Below are 14,170 nucleotides of genomic sequence, written 5' to 3'. Positions count from 1 at the left end.
GCATATCTATTCCACCCCCTGTTTGCAGACTTTTAGTGACACGAGCGATCCGTGTCCTTTTTCAGTCGTAAACGAAGGACATCGTCGCCTCGCGTCTCGCGAATCGATCTGTTGGGAAAGTTGCGTAATTCGACAAGGAGGGCATCATCAGAACTAATGACGTTGCACCAAATCCTTTACGGATGGATTTGCTCGAAGCGGACATACACCGTTAGGTTGGGCATCCTATCCGGCTAAAGTATAGTGGCAGGCCTTGGCTCCATCGGTAACCGAAGGTCCAATGCCTGACGTTGTTCTAGTGATGCGATTTATATATCTCTCATTAAGGTGGTGATGTTCTCATCATTTGCCCTGATAATGAGCATTCAATTCGCGTGTGCTATTTCGTCTTAATACCTTTGAGCCGAATGATGGAGACCGCTGTGCTCTAAATTCAAGACTAGGAGCGAGCGTATGGAAATAGTCAGCCAGATTTACGAGTCACTCGATGATGACGAAGCTATTTCGTCCATGCCTGGCCGTCTTGCCGGCGCACTCGGGGGGCGCTCCTGCACAATTCAAACTTTCTCGCCACAATTTGAACTCGAAGAAATGTGGCACAACCATTTCAGCGCTGACATGGACGATTATTACCGACTCCACTCTATGCATCGGCATGATGCGTGGACCAGAACGAATCTTACACGGATAGGGCTCAACCGGTCCGCAAAGCATTCGGATTTCATGGAAGTTTCTGATTTCAGAGATTCGTTTTTCTTCAATGAGTTTATTCGCCGCTTCGGAGATGATTCCGGTCAGTGCATGGGCTTCATTTCAAAGCAGAGCGATGACGGTTTGGTCGTTGTAGGCATTCAAAAAGCGCATACGGAGGATGACTTTTCCGACGATGAACTCGGACTGCTTGAAATATTACGCCCTCATATAGCGCGTATGGCTGCCCTCCGCCGCAACCTTCGCAAGCAGAAGGAACTGGCATCGGGCGCAATCCTCGGGCTAAACGAGATCGAAGATGCCTATCTCGTTCTAGCTGCCGACCGCAGGATTTCCTTTGCCAATGCTGAGGCAGAGGCCTTGCTCAACCATCACAGTCTGCTGCAAGCCTTCCAAGGGAGACTTTTTCTCCATCGTCCGCAAGACGATCAAAAGCTTTCTGCTGCTTTAAACGACGCCAATCATAATCACCGGTCCGGCAGGCTCTCTTTTCTAGCCAAAGATAACAGTGGGACCATATGGCGCTTCACTCTGGCACCAAAAGCATTCGAAGGTGAAACGAAGGTTTTGGTCTGGATTGACCGGTGCAAAGCAAGCGCATCAGCTTCTATAGCCATGCAGCAGATCTATGGCCTGACCGAAGCTGAGCTTCCCATTCTTATGGCGGTCAGCCAGGGATATTCCGCGGCAGAAATATCGGACCAGCATCAGATCTCGATTGCGACCGTGCGCACACATATCCAGCACATCTATCAGAAAACCGGTGTCAAGAAGGCCAGCCAATTAGCTCAGCTGGTCGCAAGCCTACCTCGCATCCGTCAGCCTCAAGGCTAATCATACCTTCGTGAAGCGCTAAAGTCCGCAATCGGGTCGTTAGCAGCCGGACTGATTTTGGAAGATTGAGTGACAGAGCTGCCAGTCGGCTTTCAGGACGCTGCCTGCGTCCAATCAAAGGCTACTATTGGGTGGGAAGCGGACATCCCATGTCTATCGAATTGCCAAAGGATTGATTATTGCTTGAACGGAGCCTTCGAGGCGCGGAGTTCCCAGAACGAAAAAGAACTCGTTTGCATTGTCGGCGACAAGTTCCGCGGTGTTCATGTTCTCTAGAATGTGGATGCCTTTTTCAGCGAGGAGATAACCGTGCACAGGGAACGCCGCGCCATCGGCGGTTGGTGCATCAGACTCCAATCCAGGCGTGTCCGACCCGACAGCCACGACCCCGAGATTGGCAAGATAACGGGCTCCATCCAGATTGATCCCAGGTTGACGTGTCCCGAAGGTTTCTGCCTCGTCAATTCTCGATAGCCAGCCGGTGTGAAGTAGAACGACGTCGCCGGGGCGTATCTCGACATTCTGTGCAGCTGCCGCCGCGCGAATATCGTCAGCACCATAGCTCGTTAATGGCTCAAGCACTGCGCTCTCGAAATGCATGGCCATGTCGATAACGACGCCCCGCGTCGCAATAGGGGGAATATTGTGGGCGCCGTGCATTTTTAGGCCGTCCGCGGCGAAGACCTGGTCCCCCGTGAATCCACCATAATACACGCTATCGAGGCCGATGTGCCCGAACCCGTCTATCTGGGAGCCAATCCCGATATGGGTGATGACCCGATCGTCGTGACCAGTCAGCTTGTTTGAGCCAAACTCGCCGAGGTCGAACACCTGCATTTCGAACTTGCGGTTGCCCCAGGCGGGTGTCTGGGGACCGGTAACTATCCCGAGCTGATAAACCTTGCCTTGAGTTATCAAGTCAGCTCCGCGACGAACCTGCTCGGGAGTGATGGTCCCGACCATCCCGAGAACCGGGTCCGGTTCGACAGCGACACTCGTATGCTCCTCGGCTTCAACCTTACTGCATCCAGTCAAAACGAACGCGGTGGCGACGACTGTCATGAGGCATGTTTTTCGCTTGGACATAAATCCCCCCAAAGTGGTTCTCACGGGAAGTTATCCGCACACATTGCAGCTGTCTAATATCCGATGTTCGGCCGCGCTATTGGCCACATCTGTGGTCAGTCGACCAGACGCTTTCGGGCTAGGCACCGTTCACTCTTCTTCTTTCAGCGCCTCGAGGTAGGCGAGCAAATTGGCGATGTCGCCTTCCTCGAATACGAAAGCTGGCATTTCCATTGAATGTCCTACCTGGACTCCCCGTTCGAACGACGCTTCGACCGCCCATGCTGGCAAACGGTTGGCGGCCCTTCGAAGGCTCGGAGCCTTCGGATGGGGCGACACCCCGTCATCAAGCGCGTGACAGCTTGCGCAGTTCGCTTGCGCGAAGACCCTGCCCTCTGCGGCACTTTCGGAGAGCGCGTTCGCATCCCGATCAGTTGCGCACGCTGCAGCGAGTAGAGGAAATGTAAGGATAAATGGACGCTTGAGCACCATACGGCCTCCCTTTCACCTGACCATTATATCGCAGCGGGGCGGGCCGACGCAAATGAGCAAGAACCCAGAGGGCAATGGTCTTGGCGACCTCAATCGGGTCGAAAGCTGAAAGTCTGGTTCTCTTCCTCAAGCGTTCGAACCGGACAGTCCGCTAACGACCCGGTTGCGGACATTGGAGTGTCGTGGAAGAATGACTGCTATGCGCTCTGATGGTCACAGTTTTGTATCCCGAAAAAGGCAGCAAGCGATAATCGCTGGCGCGGTTCTTTCCGTCACGGTTTCGCTTAGCATGGTGATCGTGACGCTGGTGAAGCCCTCGCTTCCGATTTGGCCCATCATCGGGGTGAACTGGCTGCTATTTATGGCGGTGACATGTCTCGTCGGCTCGCATGTCAGCCTCTCTGGACAAAGGCGGGAAATGAGCCGCGCAAATCAAAACATTTGGCGCGTAGTAATTCTCGCATTCTCGGGCTCGGGTTTCATCGCGATTGCCAACGGCGCAACCATAGTTTGATCCGTCGCCATCGCTGGCCAAATGTCCGCTTTCCACCCAATAGCGGACGCCAGCCCAGATCGAGCCGGCGCCCTGCAGCAGTCAAATCTCGGTCTTCTCCGCTAATGTCAGGGCGTCTTCAATATCGACTCCTAGATAGCGAACGGTGTTTTCGATCTTGGAATGCCCCAGCAAGATCTGGATGGCCCTAATGTTGCCTGTGGCTTTGTAGATGATCGAGGCTTTGGTGCGACGAAGTGAATGGGTCCCAAACTCCTCAGTTCGAAGTCCGATACCCTCGACCCACTCGTCGACTAGGCGAGCATATTGGCGCGTACTCAGGTGCCTTGTATGATCAATGCGGCTTGGAAAGACATAGTCTTCAACGCAGCCGCCCCGACGTTCGAGCCAAGCCAGCAGGCTTGCCCTGGCATCTGAGGCAATCTCGAACTGGACTGGACGGCCGGTTTTCCGTTGGGTGATCGTGGCTCGTGTCCTGATCTCCGCTCCACTGACCAAATCTTCGATCTTGAGCTCGACAAGGTCACAGCCTCTCAACTTGCTGTCGATCGCCAGATCGAACAGCGCTCGATCTCGAATGCGCTTCTCGCGATCAAGGAAGAACCGGATCGCCCAGATCTGCTTCTGATTGAATGGCCGCTTTGGACCAATCTTGGCACCAAAGTTCCAGGGCACGCGGCTTTGAGCCGCCGGATCAAATTGCGAGTAAGTCATCGTCATTCTCCTTGGCCAGAATGGCCGGAGAGAATGTCCGCCTTCGGGAACTAAGAACTTGGATGCTTGCGTCTTGGATGGGCAAAACTGGCCCTTGGAGTCCGCACAAAAAACCATTCGACTTCTGATCTGAACCGAGCATTGGTGCTGTCATTGAAACGCGCCCGAGAGGACGCTGCCCCTACGCTGAACGCGGATTGGGGTTCCGGGTGGTGAGAGCAGCGAGTTGCTGCTTCGCAAGGAGAACCACCCATGACGAAAACTGAAACAAAGAAGCGGACCGCAAAGAATACCAAGAGCTCGATCGTGAAACGCCTGCTGGAACGCAAGGATGGCGCCACTGTCGAAGCGATGTGCGAGGCTACAGGATGGCAGAGCCACAGCTGTCGCGCCTTCCTCACTGGACTGCGCAAGAAAGGACGCGAGGTCGTCCGTTACAGGAACGATAAGGGTGAGAGCACCTACAAGATGACCCCGCTCGAAGCTGCAAAGGCAAAAGCGTGATGGTCGGCGCCAGGCAAGAGCGGCTGGCGAGACTGCCTGAGCTGTCGCAGGCCGAGCTAAAGGAGGAGTGGGCGCGCCTGTTCGGCTCGCCTGCGCCCAATATCTCGTCAAACTTCCTCCGGCTTGGCTTGGGCTACAGGTTGCAGGAACAACGGAAGGGCGGGCTCAGCCGTGAGGCCACATCGCTACTGAGACAGCATGCCAAGCTGAGCGTGACAGCCAAAGACGCCGCGCCCTTGCCGCGCAAACTCCTTTCAGGGACAAGGCTCGTCCGCGACTGGCATGGTGTTGGTCATACGGTGACAGTGCTTGAAAAGGGCTTCGAATACGATGGCCGGACCTGGCGATCGCTAACAGCGGTCGCCAAGGCGATCACCGGCTCGCATTGGAACGGGCCTCGCTTCTTTGGCCTGACGTGAAGACGCTTCGCTGCGCCGTTTACACCCGCAAGTCAACCGAGGATGGATTGGAGCAGGAGTTTAATAGCCTCCACGCCCAGAGGGAAGCTTGTGAGGCTTATATCCTGAGCCAGCGGCACGAAGGCTGGGTGCTTAATGAGCGACACTACGGTGACGGCGGCTTCTCTGGCGGCAACATGGAGCGCCCGGGCCTGAAGGGATTGATGGATGATGTGGAGGCCGGCCTTGTCGATGTGATCGTCGTCTACAAGGTCGACCGGCTAACACGAAGCCTCGCGGACTTTGCCAAGATCGTCGAACGGCTCGATGCGAAGGAAGCCAGCTTCGTTAGCGTGACGCAGGCGTTCAACACTACCAACAGCATGGGGCGGCTAACCCTGAATGTGCTGCTGTCTTTTGCCCAGTTCGAGCGTGAGGTCACCGGCGAGCGGATCAGGGACAAAATTGCGGCTTCCAAGAAGAAGGGCCTGTGGATGGGAGGACCGGTTCCGCTGGGCTACCAGGTCATCGACAGGAAGCTGATCCCAGCACCTGAGGAGGCCAAACGGGTCCGCACCATCATGCGGCGCTATATCGCCTCCACTTCAGCAAACGAGCTGATTGAGGAGCTCAAGGCTGAAGGCATCCTAACGAAGATCCAGCGCAGGACCAGCGGCCCTCACAGGGGTGGTATCCCGTTCAAACGAGGCAGTCTGTTCCATCTGCTGAAGAACCCGGTCTATCGCGGCAAGATCGTGCATAAGGGCAAGGTATATGATGGCCAGCACGAGGCCATCGTCGACGAGGACCTCTGGGAAGCCGTCCAGGCGCGGCTCAAGCAGAAAGCTCCTCCGCGCAGGCGAGTGACCAATGATCCGCAGCAGGCCATGTTGCGTGGGCTGCTGACCGATAGCGAGGGGCGATTAATGGTCCCGACCTACGTCACCAAGGGCAGCAGGCGCTATGCGTATTACGAGACCCGCAAGGACCTCGTGAAGGCTGGAGATGCACCAGCGACGCGCTGGTCGCGGGGCTCTCTGGACAAGCACATCGTCACCAGCCTGTCGGATCTGCTTGGCGATCAACATGCGCTCAGGCGGCTATCGAACATAGAGGATGCAGGTCAGTTGTCCGCCATGTTCAAGAAAGCGAATCTTAGAAAAACAGAGCTGGGTAATCCGGCCACCCGCGAAGCGGCGATACGTTCGATTGGGCAGGCCGTACAGATCAAGGAAGGCCGGATCGAAATAATGATCCATCCAGGTGCTCTTGGCCTCGCGAACGAGGACCCAATACGCTGGTCAATGTCACTTCCGTCTCGCAAGCCATTCCGCGAAGCCAAGCTGAGGATCGATAAAGAGAGCGGGCAACCCAAGCCAGATCAGCGGCTTGTTCAGTTGCTGATTGACGCAGCGAATGCCCAAACGCTTATCCTTTGTTCCCCAGAACTCAGCCTCAACCAAATCGGCAAGCGCGAAGGACGATGTAGAACGCAGCTGGCAAAGCTCCTGCGGTTATCTTGGCTTAGCCCAGGGATCGTCGAGGCCATCCTGAGCGGTACACAACCATCAAACCTGAAGCGCGCCCAGCTCCTGAACTGCGAACTCCCGGTGGATTGGATCGAGCAAGAGCGCCTTCTGGGTTTTGCTCGCTAAAACCAATCGCCCAATCAAAAAGACAGTGAAGCCACAAAATCCGTAACAGAGAATGTTGCGGGTTTTGACGGTTCTCGCACCGCTGCTGCGGCGGTCTCTGGCTGCAGGCTGAGGATGCTATGGCTGCGAAGCCCGCAGAACTGCGCCACTCCGGGCGCAGTCTCTGTCCGAAGGCGATGACCTAGTCCTCTCGGGGACTGTATGGTGCGGTCGAGAAGACTCGAACTTCCACGGCCTTTCGGCCACAACGACCTCAACGTTGCGCGTCTACCAGTTCCGCCACGACCGCACAGTCATCAAAAAAACGGGCGAGTGAATCGCCCGCTTCGCGAACAGGTGCGGCCCCCTAGCAAGGGGCTTGGTGGTCCGCAAGCACTTAAAGAAAAGCTGTGCGAGGTTCTGACGGATCGGACCGTCAAGCGGTCAGTCGTGGCCCCAGCCGATCTCGGCGAATTTGGCCGAGCGCGGGACATCGGTAACCGCTTCCTTGATCGTCAGAGTTTCACCCGGTGCCAGGGTCGGCTGCGAGGGGGCGATCTCCCAATCATAGACAATGGTATCGCGCTCATCGCGCATCACGATCAGGATCGGCGGGACTGCGACCGTTTCGCGTCCGACATTGGTGACGGTGCCGCTGGCGCCGAAATATTCGGTGCCATTGGGAAGCGTGCGCCGGTCCTGCTGGTCGGGCGGGAAATCGAGCTCGAGGCTTGGCTCGTTCGCGGCAAAGGTCGGCTGACTTATCGGAACCCAGCTGGGCAACCCCCAATAGCTGACCGCAGCGATCAGCGCGGCAGCGAAAATGAAGAAGCCGACGGCGGCTGCAGTCCAGATCTTGAGCGGGTTGTGGCGCGGGCGGAAGGGCGGCTCGTAATCGAAGCGCGAACCCTCGTCATCATCGTCGGCGGCCCATGCTGGCTTCGCATCGCTGCCAAGGCCCGCGCCGCTGTCACCGGTGTCAGCCGCATATCCCACCGGCTCTGGCTCGCGTGCCGGAGGCTGAGCGGGCGGCGGCGGGCTCGCGGGTTCTTCGGTTTTCTGCGCGCGCCGGACGCTCGATGCAACGGCGGCCGCCATTTTTTGCGGGGTCTGCCAGTAATTGACCGAGGGCTTCGCGTTGTCTTCGGACGTGGGAGGCACCGGAGTTGGTGTCGGTGCAGGAGCACGCTCCGCAGCAACTGGTTCGCTCGGTGTCTCTTCGGGCGCGCCCTCTTCCGACGTGTCCTCAGGCGGCGATTCCGCAGGAGTCGGGGGTGGTGGCGCCGTGGTCGGGGGAGGCGGGCTCGGCGGAGCCTCGGCCGCAGGCGTTTCCGCCTTCGCCGCAGGCGTCTCGATCTCGGGTCCGTCCTGATACCAGCTGTGCTTGCACTTGGCGCAACGAACGGTGCGACCCTCGATACCGATCGCGGCATCCGGCACGACATAGCGCGTCTTGCAAGCAGGGCAGGCAATAATCATCGGTGGTTAAGTCTTAGGTCCGTGCGCGAATCGCAACAAGCCTTTGGGGGTAGCGCAGGGGGAATTGTGCGCTTTTTTCCACATCGTAGCCCGGATATAGCCTGCATGACCCATGATAGTGTTTGCAGCGTGCCCCCCTTGGGATAGAGCCGCGCCATGAACGAGCGGCGCGCCGAAATAGTGACTTTCGACAATGTGGGCCTTCGTTACGGCACCGATCCAGAGGTGCTGCGCAACGTTTCTTTCACGCTCTATCCGGGCAATTTCTACTTCCTCACAGGCGCCAGCGGCGCGGGCAAGACCAGCCTGCTGAAGCTGCTTTATCTCGCCCAGCGCCCATCGCGCGGGGCGGTAAGGATGTTCGGGCAGGACGTGATCACCATGCCGCGTTCGCGCCTGCCCGACTTTCGCCGCCGGATGGGCGTGGTGTTCCAGGATTTCCGACTGGTCGAACACCTCTCCGCCTTCGACAATGTCGCGCTGCCGCTGCGCGTCGCCGGGGTGAGCGAGAATGACCTCAGGAAGCCGGTCGACGATATGCTCGCCTGGGTCGGGCTGGCAGAGCGGTCGCACGCCATACCCGAAAAGCTGTCGGGCGGAGAGAAGCAGCGCGTCGCGATTGCGCGTGCGGTCATCGCGCGGCCCAAGCTGCTGGTGGCCGACGAGCCGACGGGCAACGTCGATCCGGAAATGGCTTTGAAGCTGCTCCGCCTGTTCGAAGCCATGAACCGGCTTGGCACGACCGTGGTGGTCGCGACGCACGATATCAACTTGCTGAAGAAGGCGCCGCAATCGCTCATCATGCGACTGGCTCAGGGCAAGCTGCTCGACCCGACTGGCGCCCTGCGTTTCCCGCCGCGGCACGAGGGTACTCAGCCCGGCGCAGAAACCGACATGCCAGGGGCCGACATATGGTGACGAACCCCCCGCAGATTAAGCGAAAGCTGCTCGGTGGTGGCTCGCCATTCGCGCGCAGCGGTGCAGGCCAGCAACTCGTCCAGCGTCGCGTGGCAGGGCCTGTTTCCTGGGTGATCGCCATCATGATCGCGCTGATCGTGGTCGCCGCCGCCGGAGGGCTGGGCCTTGCGAACCTCGCCGAGCGTGCGCGCAGCGATCTCTCGGGCGCGATCACGGTGCAGGTGGTCGAGGCGAATGCCCGCACCCGCGCGGCGCAGGTCGAGGAGTTGAGCGCAATCCTCGTCGATGATCCGGCAGTGGCAAGTCTGCGCGCCGTGCCGCAAGAGGAACTTGGCGAATTGCTCGAGCCCTGGCTTGGCGATGTCGGTGCGGGCGATGCGGTGCCGATCCCGGCCCTGATCGACGTACAATTGCGCCGTGATGCGGATGAGGCGGAGGTCGCGCGCCTGCAGGCCTTGCTCGAAGACGCAGTGCCGACAGCGCGCGTCGATGCGCAATCGGACTGGTTGCGCCCGGTCTATTCCGCGCTGTCCGCGCTGCAGTATCTCGCGCTCGCGCTGATCGTGCTGCTGGCGCTAACAGCCGGCGCAGCGGTCTGGCTCGCTTCGCGCAGCGCCTTTTCGGCCCATCGCGAAACGGTAGAGATCGTCCACCTGCTGGGCGGCACCGACCGCCAGATCGCGCGCATCTTCCAGCGCTCCGTAGCAGTGGACGCGGCGCTCGGCGGGCTCGCTGGCCTTGCGCTCGGGGCCGGCGCGGTGTGGCTGATCGGGCGACAATTCGCAGCGCTCGATTCAGGCATGGTCGCAGGCGGCGGACTTTCCCCCATGGATTGGGGTCTGATCGCCGCTATCCCCCTTGTCGGGCTGGTGCTCGCCATTGTAACGGCGCGCTTCACTGTCCTTTCCGCGCTGAAACGAATGTTGTGATGCGTCGCTTTTTCGCTGCTCTTTTCATGGTCTGGGCGCTCGGCTTCCTCTGGTTTGCCGCGGCGCTCCCTCAGCCTGCCGGAGACGAGCAGACCGATGCGGTAATCGTGCCGACCGGCGGGCCGGGGCGGATATCGCAGGGGCTCGAGGTGCTGAGCGAGGGGCAGGCGCGGACCATGCTGGTGACCGGCGTCGATCCGGAAGTCACTCCGGAAGAGTTCGCCGCCGAGTTCGAAGTGAGTGAGCGGCAGATGAAGTGCTGCGTAACGCTCGGCTTTTCCGCCGTCGATACGCGTTCCAACGCGACCGAGACCGCCGAATGGGTCGAAGATCAGGAGATAAAGTCGCTTCGCCTTGTGACGACCGATTGGCATATGCGCCGCGCGGCCGGAGAGCTCGAACGCATGCTCCCTGATGACATCCGGATTGTGCGCGATGCCGTGCCGTCCAACCCCAGCCTCGGCGCGCTCTTCCTCGAATATCACAAGCTGCTCGCCAGCACGGTGCGCGGCCTGACCGGGCTGTAGGGCCGATATGTCGGTACTCCGCAGCCTTCTCTATTACCCGCTGTTCTACGGGGTCAGCTTCTTCCTGGTGGCAGGGGCGGCGATCGCCAGCCTGATCGGGCAGGGCGCGCTGCGGCGCCTCGTGCGCATGTGGACCGATTGGCACCGCTGGTGCGTCAATCACATCCTCGGCATCGAGGTCCGCATCGAAGGCGAGGTCCCGGAGGGTGCCGTCCTGCTGGCGATCAAGCACGAGAGCTTCTTCGAAGCGATCGACATGCCGACCCTGTTCGAGTTCCCTTCGGTTTTTGCCAAGCGCGAGCTGTTCAACATCCCGCTGTGGGGTCATTCGGCGGTGGTCTACGGGCTGATCCCGGTGTCGCGCGATGGCGGAGCAAAGGCGCTGCGCCAGATGATCGGCACTGCGCGCACGATGGTCGAGGCAAACCGCCCGCTGGTTATTTTCCCGGAGGGGACGCGCGTGCCGCATGGCGAACGCCGCCCGCTGCAATCGGGCTTCGCCGGTCTCTACAAGCTGCTCGGCATGTCGGTGGTGCCGGTCGCGGTGAATAGTGGACCCCTCTATCACCGCACTTGGAAGCGCAGCGGAACGGTGACTTATCGTTTCGGGGAGCCGATCCCGGCGGGGCTGCCGCGCGACGAGGTCGAGGCACGTGTGCTCGATGCGATGAATGCGCTGAACGATTGATTGGCCGGAATTGGGTGAAAAGCGGAATCTCGGGAATCGGGATTACCCAATATTTCAGCCTGCGATCGGTAAGAAAGCCAGCGCATATACGAAGAGAACTGTTGCCAGGGTTGTAGCGATCAAGACGCTCCACAGCAGCCATTCCGGCATGGGATCATAACTCGGATAATTGTGCCGGACCCCTAGGGTGTCCTCTTGGTCTGACGTCGGCGGGGTCGCCGGTGAGGCGAGGAGCACCGCACTCAATGCTGCCTGGGAGATGGGGTTATCGAACATTGCTCCGAACTGATCGCCATTCCGGCGCATGATCTTGGCGTCCCCCAATCCGGCTTCGGGTATCCCGATCTGGAATGTCTCACCCACCTCAAGCTGTGCTGCCGTTTGCATGAGCAAGCCTGTACGAGATAGATTGAGGATGACGATGCGAGCATCGCTTCGAGCTCCACCTGTATCGAACCCAAAGGTGATTACCCGCCGTTCAGCGCTGCGCCGGTCGGCAGAAGCTACAGGGGACGATATTTGAGCGACCTTAGGAAGCATGAATTATATCCATGCGTCATTTGAGCGCTATTAAGTTAAGGCGTAATAAAGCCCTCGCTCTTTTAGTCTCTCGGTCGGCTCAATTGGTCGATTTTCAAACTATCGAAATCTGGACGCCAGCAGAATCGTCCGGCGGCTTGGAACGCACGGCCTGAAAACGGCTACCGGCGGTTGTCGGGTCGTAAGCGGACCTTGACCGAAACGCAGCTCTAATGCTCGCGGCCGAAGTCGGGCGCAGCGTCGTCCTGTCCCTCTTCGATGATGCCGCGGCGGATTGCGCGGGTCCGGCTGAAGAGTTCGTGCAACGTCTCGCCATCGCCTGACCGGATCGCGCGCTGGAGGGCGGTCAGGTCCTCGGTGAAGCGCCCCAGCATTTCGAGCACTGCGCTCTTGTTATGCAGGAAGACGTCGCGCCACATGGTCGGGTCGGAAGCGGCGATGCGCGTGAAATCGCGGAAACCACCGGCCGAATATTTGATAACCTCGCTGCGGGTCACGTCCTCGAGATCGGACGCGGTGCCGACGATGGTGTAGGCGATGAGGTGCGGGATATGGCTCGTCACGGCGAGCACGAGGTCGTGGTGTTCTGCATCCATGATCTCGATCCGCGCGCCGAGCCGCTCCCAGAAGGCGGAAAGCGCGTCGACCGCTGTTTGGTCGGCACCGGCAGGGGGCGTCAGGATGCACCAGCGGTTTTCGAACAGGCTGGGAAAGCCCGCTTCCGGACCGCTCTGCTCGGTACCTGCGACGGGGTGAGCCGGGATGACCGTGCGACCGGGAAGAACCGCCGCCAGGTCGTCGATCACGCTCTGCTTGGAGGATCCGACGTCGCTCACGATTGCGCCATCCGGCAAAGCATCCGCAAAGGCGCTGGCCGCCCCGGCCATTGCGCCGACGGGAACGCACAGGATCACGAGGTCGGCATTCGCCACGGCGGCTTCCGCGCTGTCGCACACCTCCTGCACCAGCCCGCGCGCCGCCGCTTTCTTGCGGACATCGGCGTCGGCATCATAGCCCTTGGTGGCGATATCGGGAGCATGCTCGGCAATCGCGAGCCCGATCGATCCGCCCAGCAGGCCCAGCCCGATGATCGCGACGCTCTGGATGCTCATGCGCTTTCCCCGCAGAGCTCGCGCAGGCAGGCAATGACCCGCTCCATGTCGGCGTCGCTGCCGATGGTGATACGCAGACCTTGCGGCAGGCCCTGCCCCGGCAGATGCCGCACGGCGTAACCAGCCTCGGCAATGGCAGCGAGAGCGGTTTCGGCCTGCAATTCGCCTTCGAACAGGACGAGGCTGAAATTGGCCTTGCTCGGCACGGCGCGCAGACCATGATTGCCGAGCGCCGCGATCGCCTCTTCGAACCGTGCAAGACCGCGCGCATTGTGTTCGCGCGAGCGCTCCACGAAGTCCTGATCGCCAAGCGCGGCCACCGCAGCCGCCTGTCCGCTCAGCGTGACGTTGAAGGGTCCGCGAATGCGGTTGAGCACATCGACCAGATGCGGCGCGCCGGTCGCCCAGCCGATCCGCTCTCCGGCAAGGCCGTAGATCTTGGAAAAGGTGCGCGTGACGAGCACATTGTCATGCGCCGCGGCGAGCTCCAGCCCGCTATCGTCCTCTTCGGGCGTGAGGTATTCCGCATAGGCCTGGTCGAGCACGAAAAGAACGTCACCCGGCAGGCCTGCATGGAGCCGCTCGATCTCGCTGCGCGGAAGATAGGTGCCCGTAGGATTGTTCGGATTGGCGAGGAAGACGACGCGGGTCTTTTCGGTCACCGCAGCCAGCAGCGCATCGACGTCCATCGCGAAATCAGTGTCCGCCGCTTCGACCGGCGTCGCGCCGCAGCGCCGCGCCGCGATGTCGTACACCGCAAAGCTGTAGCGCCCGAACAACACTTCATCGCCCGGCCCCGCGAAACCTTGCGCTGCAAGGTTGAGCAATTCGTCCGAGCCTGTGCCGCACACGATCCGCACCGGATCGACGCCGTGCACTTCGCCGATCTTCTCGCGCAGCGCGCGCGCATCGGGGTCGGGATAATTGGCTGGTGCCTTGGCCCCGCTCAAAGCAGCAAGCGCCGCATCACTCGTGCCGAGCGGGTTCTCGTTGGCCGACAGCTTGACCAGCGGACGCCCGTCCGCACCCGACGATTTGCCGGGCACATAGGCGTGGATGCCCATGATCCAGGGCTTGGCTTCAGGACGCGTTGACATAGCGCGCGGCGCAA

General features: G+C 59.9%; 16 protein-coding genes and 1 tRNA gene. 9 read left to right on the top strand and 8 right to left on the bottom strand.

The features are described from left to right. Positions 1 to 453: 453 nt before the first annotated feature. Complete coding sequence (locus tag CCE89_RS04925; RefSeq protein ID WP_086436849.1) at positions 454 to 1,545, top strand: helix-turn-helix transcriptional regulator; 1,092 nt, start codon at positions 454 to 456, stop codon at positions 1,543 to 1,545. Positions 1,546 to 1,698: 153 nt separating this feature from the next. On the opposite strand, the gene CCE89_RS04920 is transcribed toward CCE89_RS04925, so the two are convergent. Together CCE89_RS04920 and CCE89_RS04915 are read right to left on the bottom strand one after the other, a co-directional pair. Further along, positions 1,699 to 2,607, bottom strand: coding sequence for a cyclase family protein (locus CCE89_RS04920; RefSeq protein ID WP_159456580.1), 909 nt, complete (start codon positions 2,605 to 2,607; stop codon positions 1,699 to 1,701). A gap of 153 nt (positions 2,608 to 2,760) precedes the next feature. Beyond that, on the bottom strand, positions 2,761 to 3,102 hold the full coding sequence (locus CCE89_RS04915; protein WP_086436847.1) for a c-type cytochrome: 342 nt from the start codon (positions 3,100 to 3,102) through the stop codon (positions 2,761 to 2,763). A 190-nt stretch (positions 3,103 to 3,292) separates the two neighbouring features. Between CCE89_RS04915 and CCE89_RS04910 the strand changes: the two genes are divergently transcribed. Continuing rightward, complete coding sequence (locus CCE89_RS04910; protein WP_143255965.1) at positions 3,293 to 3,616, top strand: hypothetical protein; 324 nt, start codon at positions 3,293 to 3,295, stop codon at positions 3,614 to 3,616. A gap of 81 nt (positions 3,617 to 3,697) precedes the next feature. On the opposite strand, the gene CCE89_RS04905 is transcribed toward CCE89_RS04910, so the two are convergent. Further along, on the bottom strand, positions 3,698 to 4,330 hold the full coding sequence (locus CCE89_RS04905; RefSeq protein ID WP_086437022.1) for a tyrosine-type recombinase/integrase: 633 nt from the start codon (positions 4,328 to 4,330) through the stop codon (positions 3,698 to 3,700). 252 nt (positions 4,331 to 4,582) lie between these two features. On the opposite strand from CCE89_RS04905, the gene CCE89_RS04900 reads away from it, so the two are divergent. From CCE89_RS04900 to CCE89_RS04890, 3 genes are read left to right on the top strand one after another with little or no spacing between them, the layout of a single operon-like run. Next, positions 4,583 to 4,834 (top strand): DUF3489 domain-containing protein, encoded by a 252-nt coding sequence (locus CCE89_RS04900; RefSeq protein WP_086436845.1) that lies wholly within the window; start codon positions 4,583 to 4,585, stop codon positions 4,832 to 4,834. Further along, positions 4,834 to 5,253 carry a DUF2924 domain-containing protein gene (locus tag CCE89_RS04895; RefSeq protein WP_086436844.1) on the top strand — a complete coding sequence of 140 codons (420 nt, stop codon included), beginning with the start codon at positions 4,834 to 4,836 and terminating at the stop codon, positions 5,251 to 5,253. Before CCE89_RS04900 ends, CCE89_RS04895 begins: the two co-directional genes overlap by 1 nt. Beyond that, entirely contained in the window at positions 5,250 to 6,887 is a 1,638-nt protein-coding gene (locus CCE89_RS04890) for a recombinase family protein (protein WP_143255964.1), read from the top strand. Before CCE89_RS04895 ends, CCE89_RS04890 begins: the two co-directional genes overlap by 4 nt. Positions 6,888 to 7,089: 202 nt before the next feature. Here the strand turns inward: CCE89_RS04890 and CCE89_RS04885 are convergent. Together CCE89_RS04885 and CCE89_RS04880 are read right to left on the bottom strand one after the other, a co-directional pair. Further along, positions 7,090 to 7,176, bottom strand: a tRNA-Leu gene (locus tag CCE89_RS04885). Between the two features lie 134 nt (positions 7,177 to 7,310). After that, complete coding sequence (locus tag CCE89_RS04880; protein WP_086436842.1) at positions 7,311 to 8,345, bottom strand: MJ0042-type zinc finger domain-containing protein; 1,035 nt, start codon at positions 8,343 to 8,345, stop codon at positions 7,311 to 7,313. Between the two features lie 156 nt (positions 8,346 to 8,501). Between CCE89_RS04880 and ftsE the strand changes: the two genes are divergently transcribed. From ftsE to CCE89_RS04860, 4 genes are read left to right on the top strand one after another with little or no spacing between them, the layout of a single operon-like run. Continuing rightward, complete coding sequence (gene ftsE / locus CCE89_RS04875; protein ID WP_086436841.1) at positions 8,502 to 9,263, top strand: cell division ATP-binding protein FtsE; 762 nt, start codon at positions 8,502 to 8,504, stop codon at positions 9,261 to 9,263. Then, a complete protein-coding gene (locus CCE89_RS04870) occupies positions 9,257 to 10,192 on the top strand; it encodes a cell division protein FtsX (RefSeq protein ID WP_086436840.1) in 936 nt (311 codons plus the stop codon). The genes ftsE and CCE89_RS04870 overlap by 7 nt, the downstream gene beginning before the upstream one ends. Beyond that, entirely contained in the window at positions 10,189 to 10,719 is a 531-nt protein-coding gene (locus tag CCE89_RS04865; RefSeq protein ID WP_086436839.1) for a YdcF family protein, read from the top strand. Before CCE89_RS04870 ends, CCE89_RS04865 begins: the two co-directional genes overlap by 4 nt. A gap of 7 nt (positions 10,720 to 10,726) precedes the next feature. Beyond that, positions 10,727 to 11,407, top strand: a complete 681-nt coding sequence (locus tag CCE89_RS04860; RefSeq protein ID WP_086436838.1) for a lysophospholipid acyltransferase family protein — start codon at positions 10,727 to 10,729, stop codon at positions 11,405 to 11,407. A gap of 54 nt (positions 11,408 to 11,461) precedes the next feature. Here the strand turns inward: CCE89_RS04860 and CCE89_RS04855 are convergent, their stop codons facing one another. The 3 genes from CCE89_RS04855 to hisC all read right to left on the bottom strand — a co-directional run bounded on the left by CCE89_RS04855 (position 11,462) and on the right by hisC (position 14,156). Further along, positions 11,462 to 11,947: a PilZ domain-containing protein gene (locus tag CCE89_RS04855; RefSeq protein ID WP_143255963.1), complete on the bottom strand. Its 486-nt coding sequence runs from the start codon at positions 11,945 to 11,947 to the stop codon at positions 11,462 to 11,464. A gap of 209 nt (positions 11,948 to 12,156) precedes the next feature. Further along, positions 12,157 to 13,059 carry a prephenate/arogenate dehydrogenase family protein gene (locus CCE89_RS04850; protein ID WP_086436836.1) on the bottom strand — a complete coding sequence of 301 codons (903 nt, stop codon included), beginning with the start codon at positions 13,057 to 13,059 and terminating at the stop codon, positions 12,157 to 12,159. Next, entirely contained in the window at positions 13,056 to 14,156 is a 1,101-nt protein-coding gene (gene hisC, locus CCE89_RS04845; RefSeq protein WP_086436835.1) for a histidinol-phosphate transaminase, read from the bottom strand. The genes CCE89_RS04850 and hisC overlap by 4 nt, the downstream gene beginning before the upstream one ends. Positions 14,157 to 14,170 lie beyond the last annotated feature (14 nt).

This window comes from Altererythrobacter xiamenensis (genome assembly GCF_900177715.1).
Lineage (GTDB): Bacteria > Pseudomonadota > Alphaproteobacteria > Sphingomonadales > Sphingomonadaceae > Erythrobacter > Erythrobacter xiamenensis.
The sequence above is the reverse complement of the archived record's forward strand: the minus strand, read 5'-3'. Positions and strand labels throughout refer to the sequence as shown.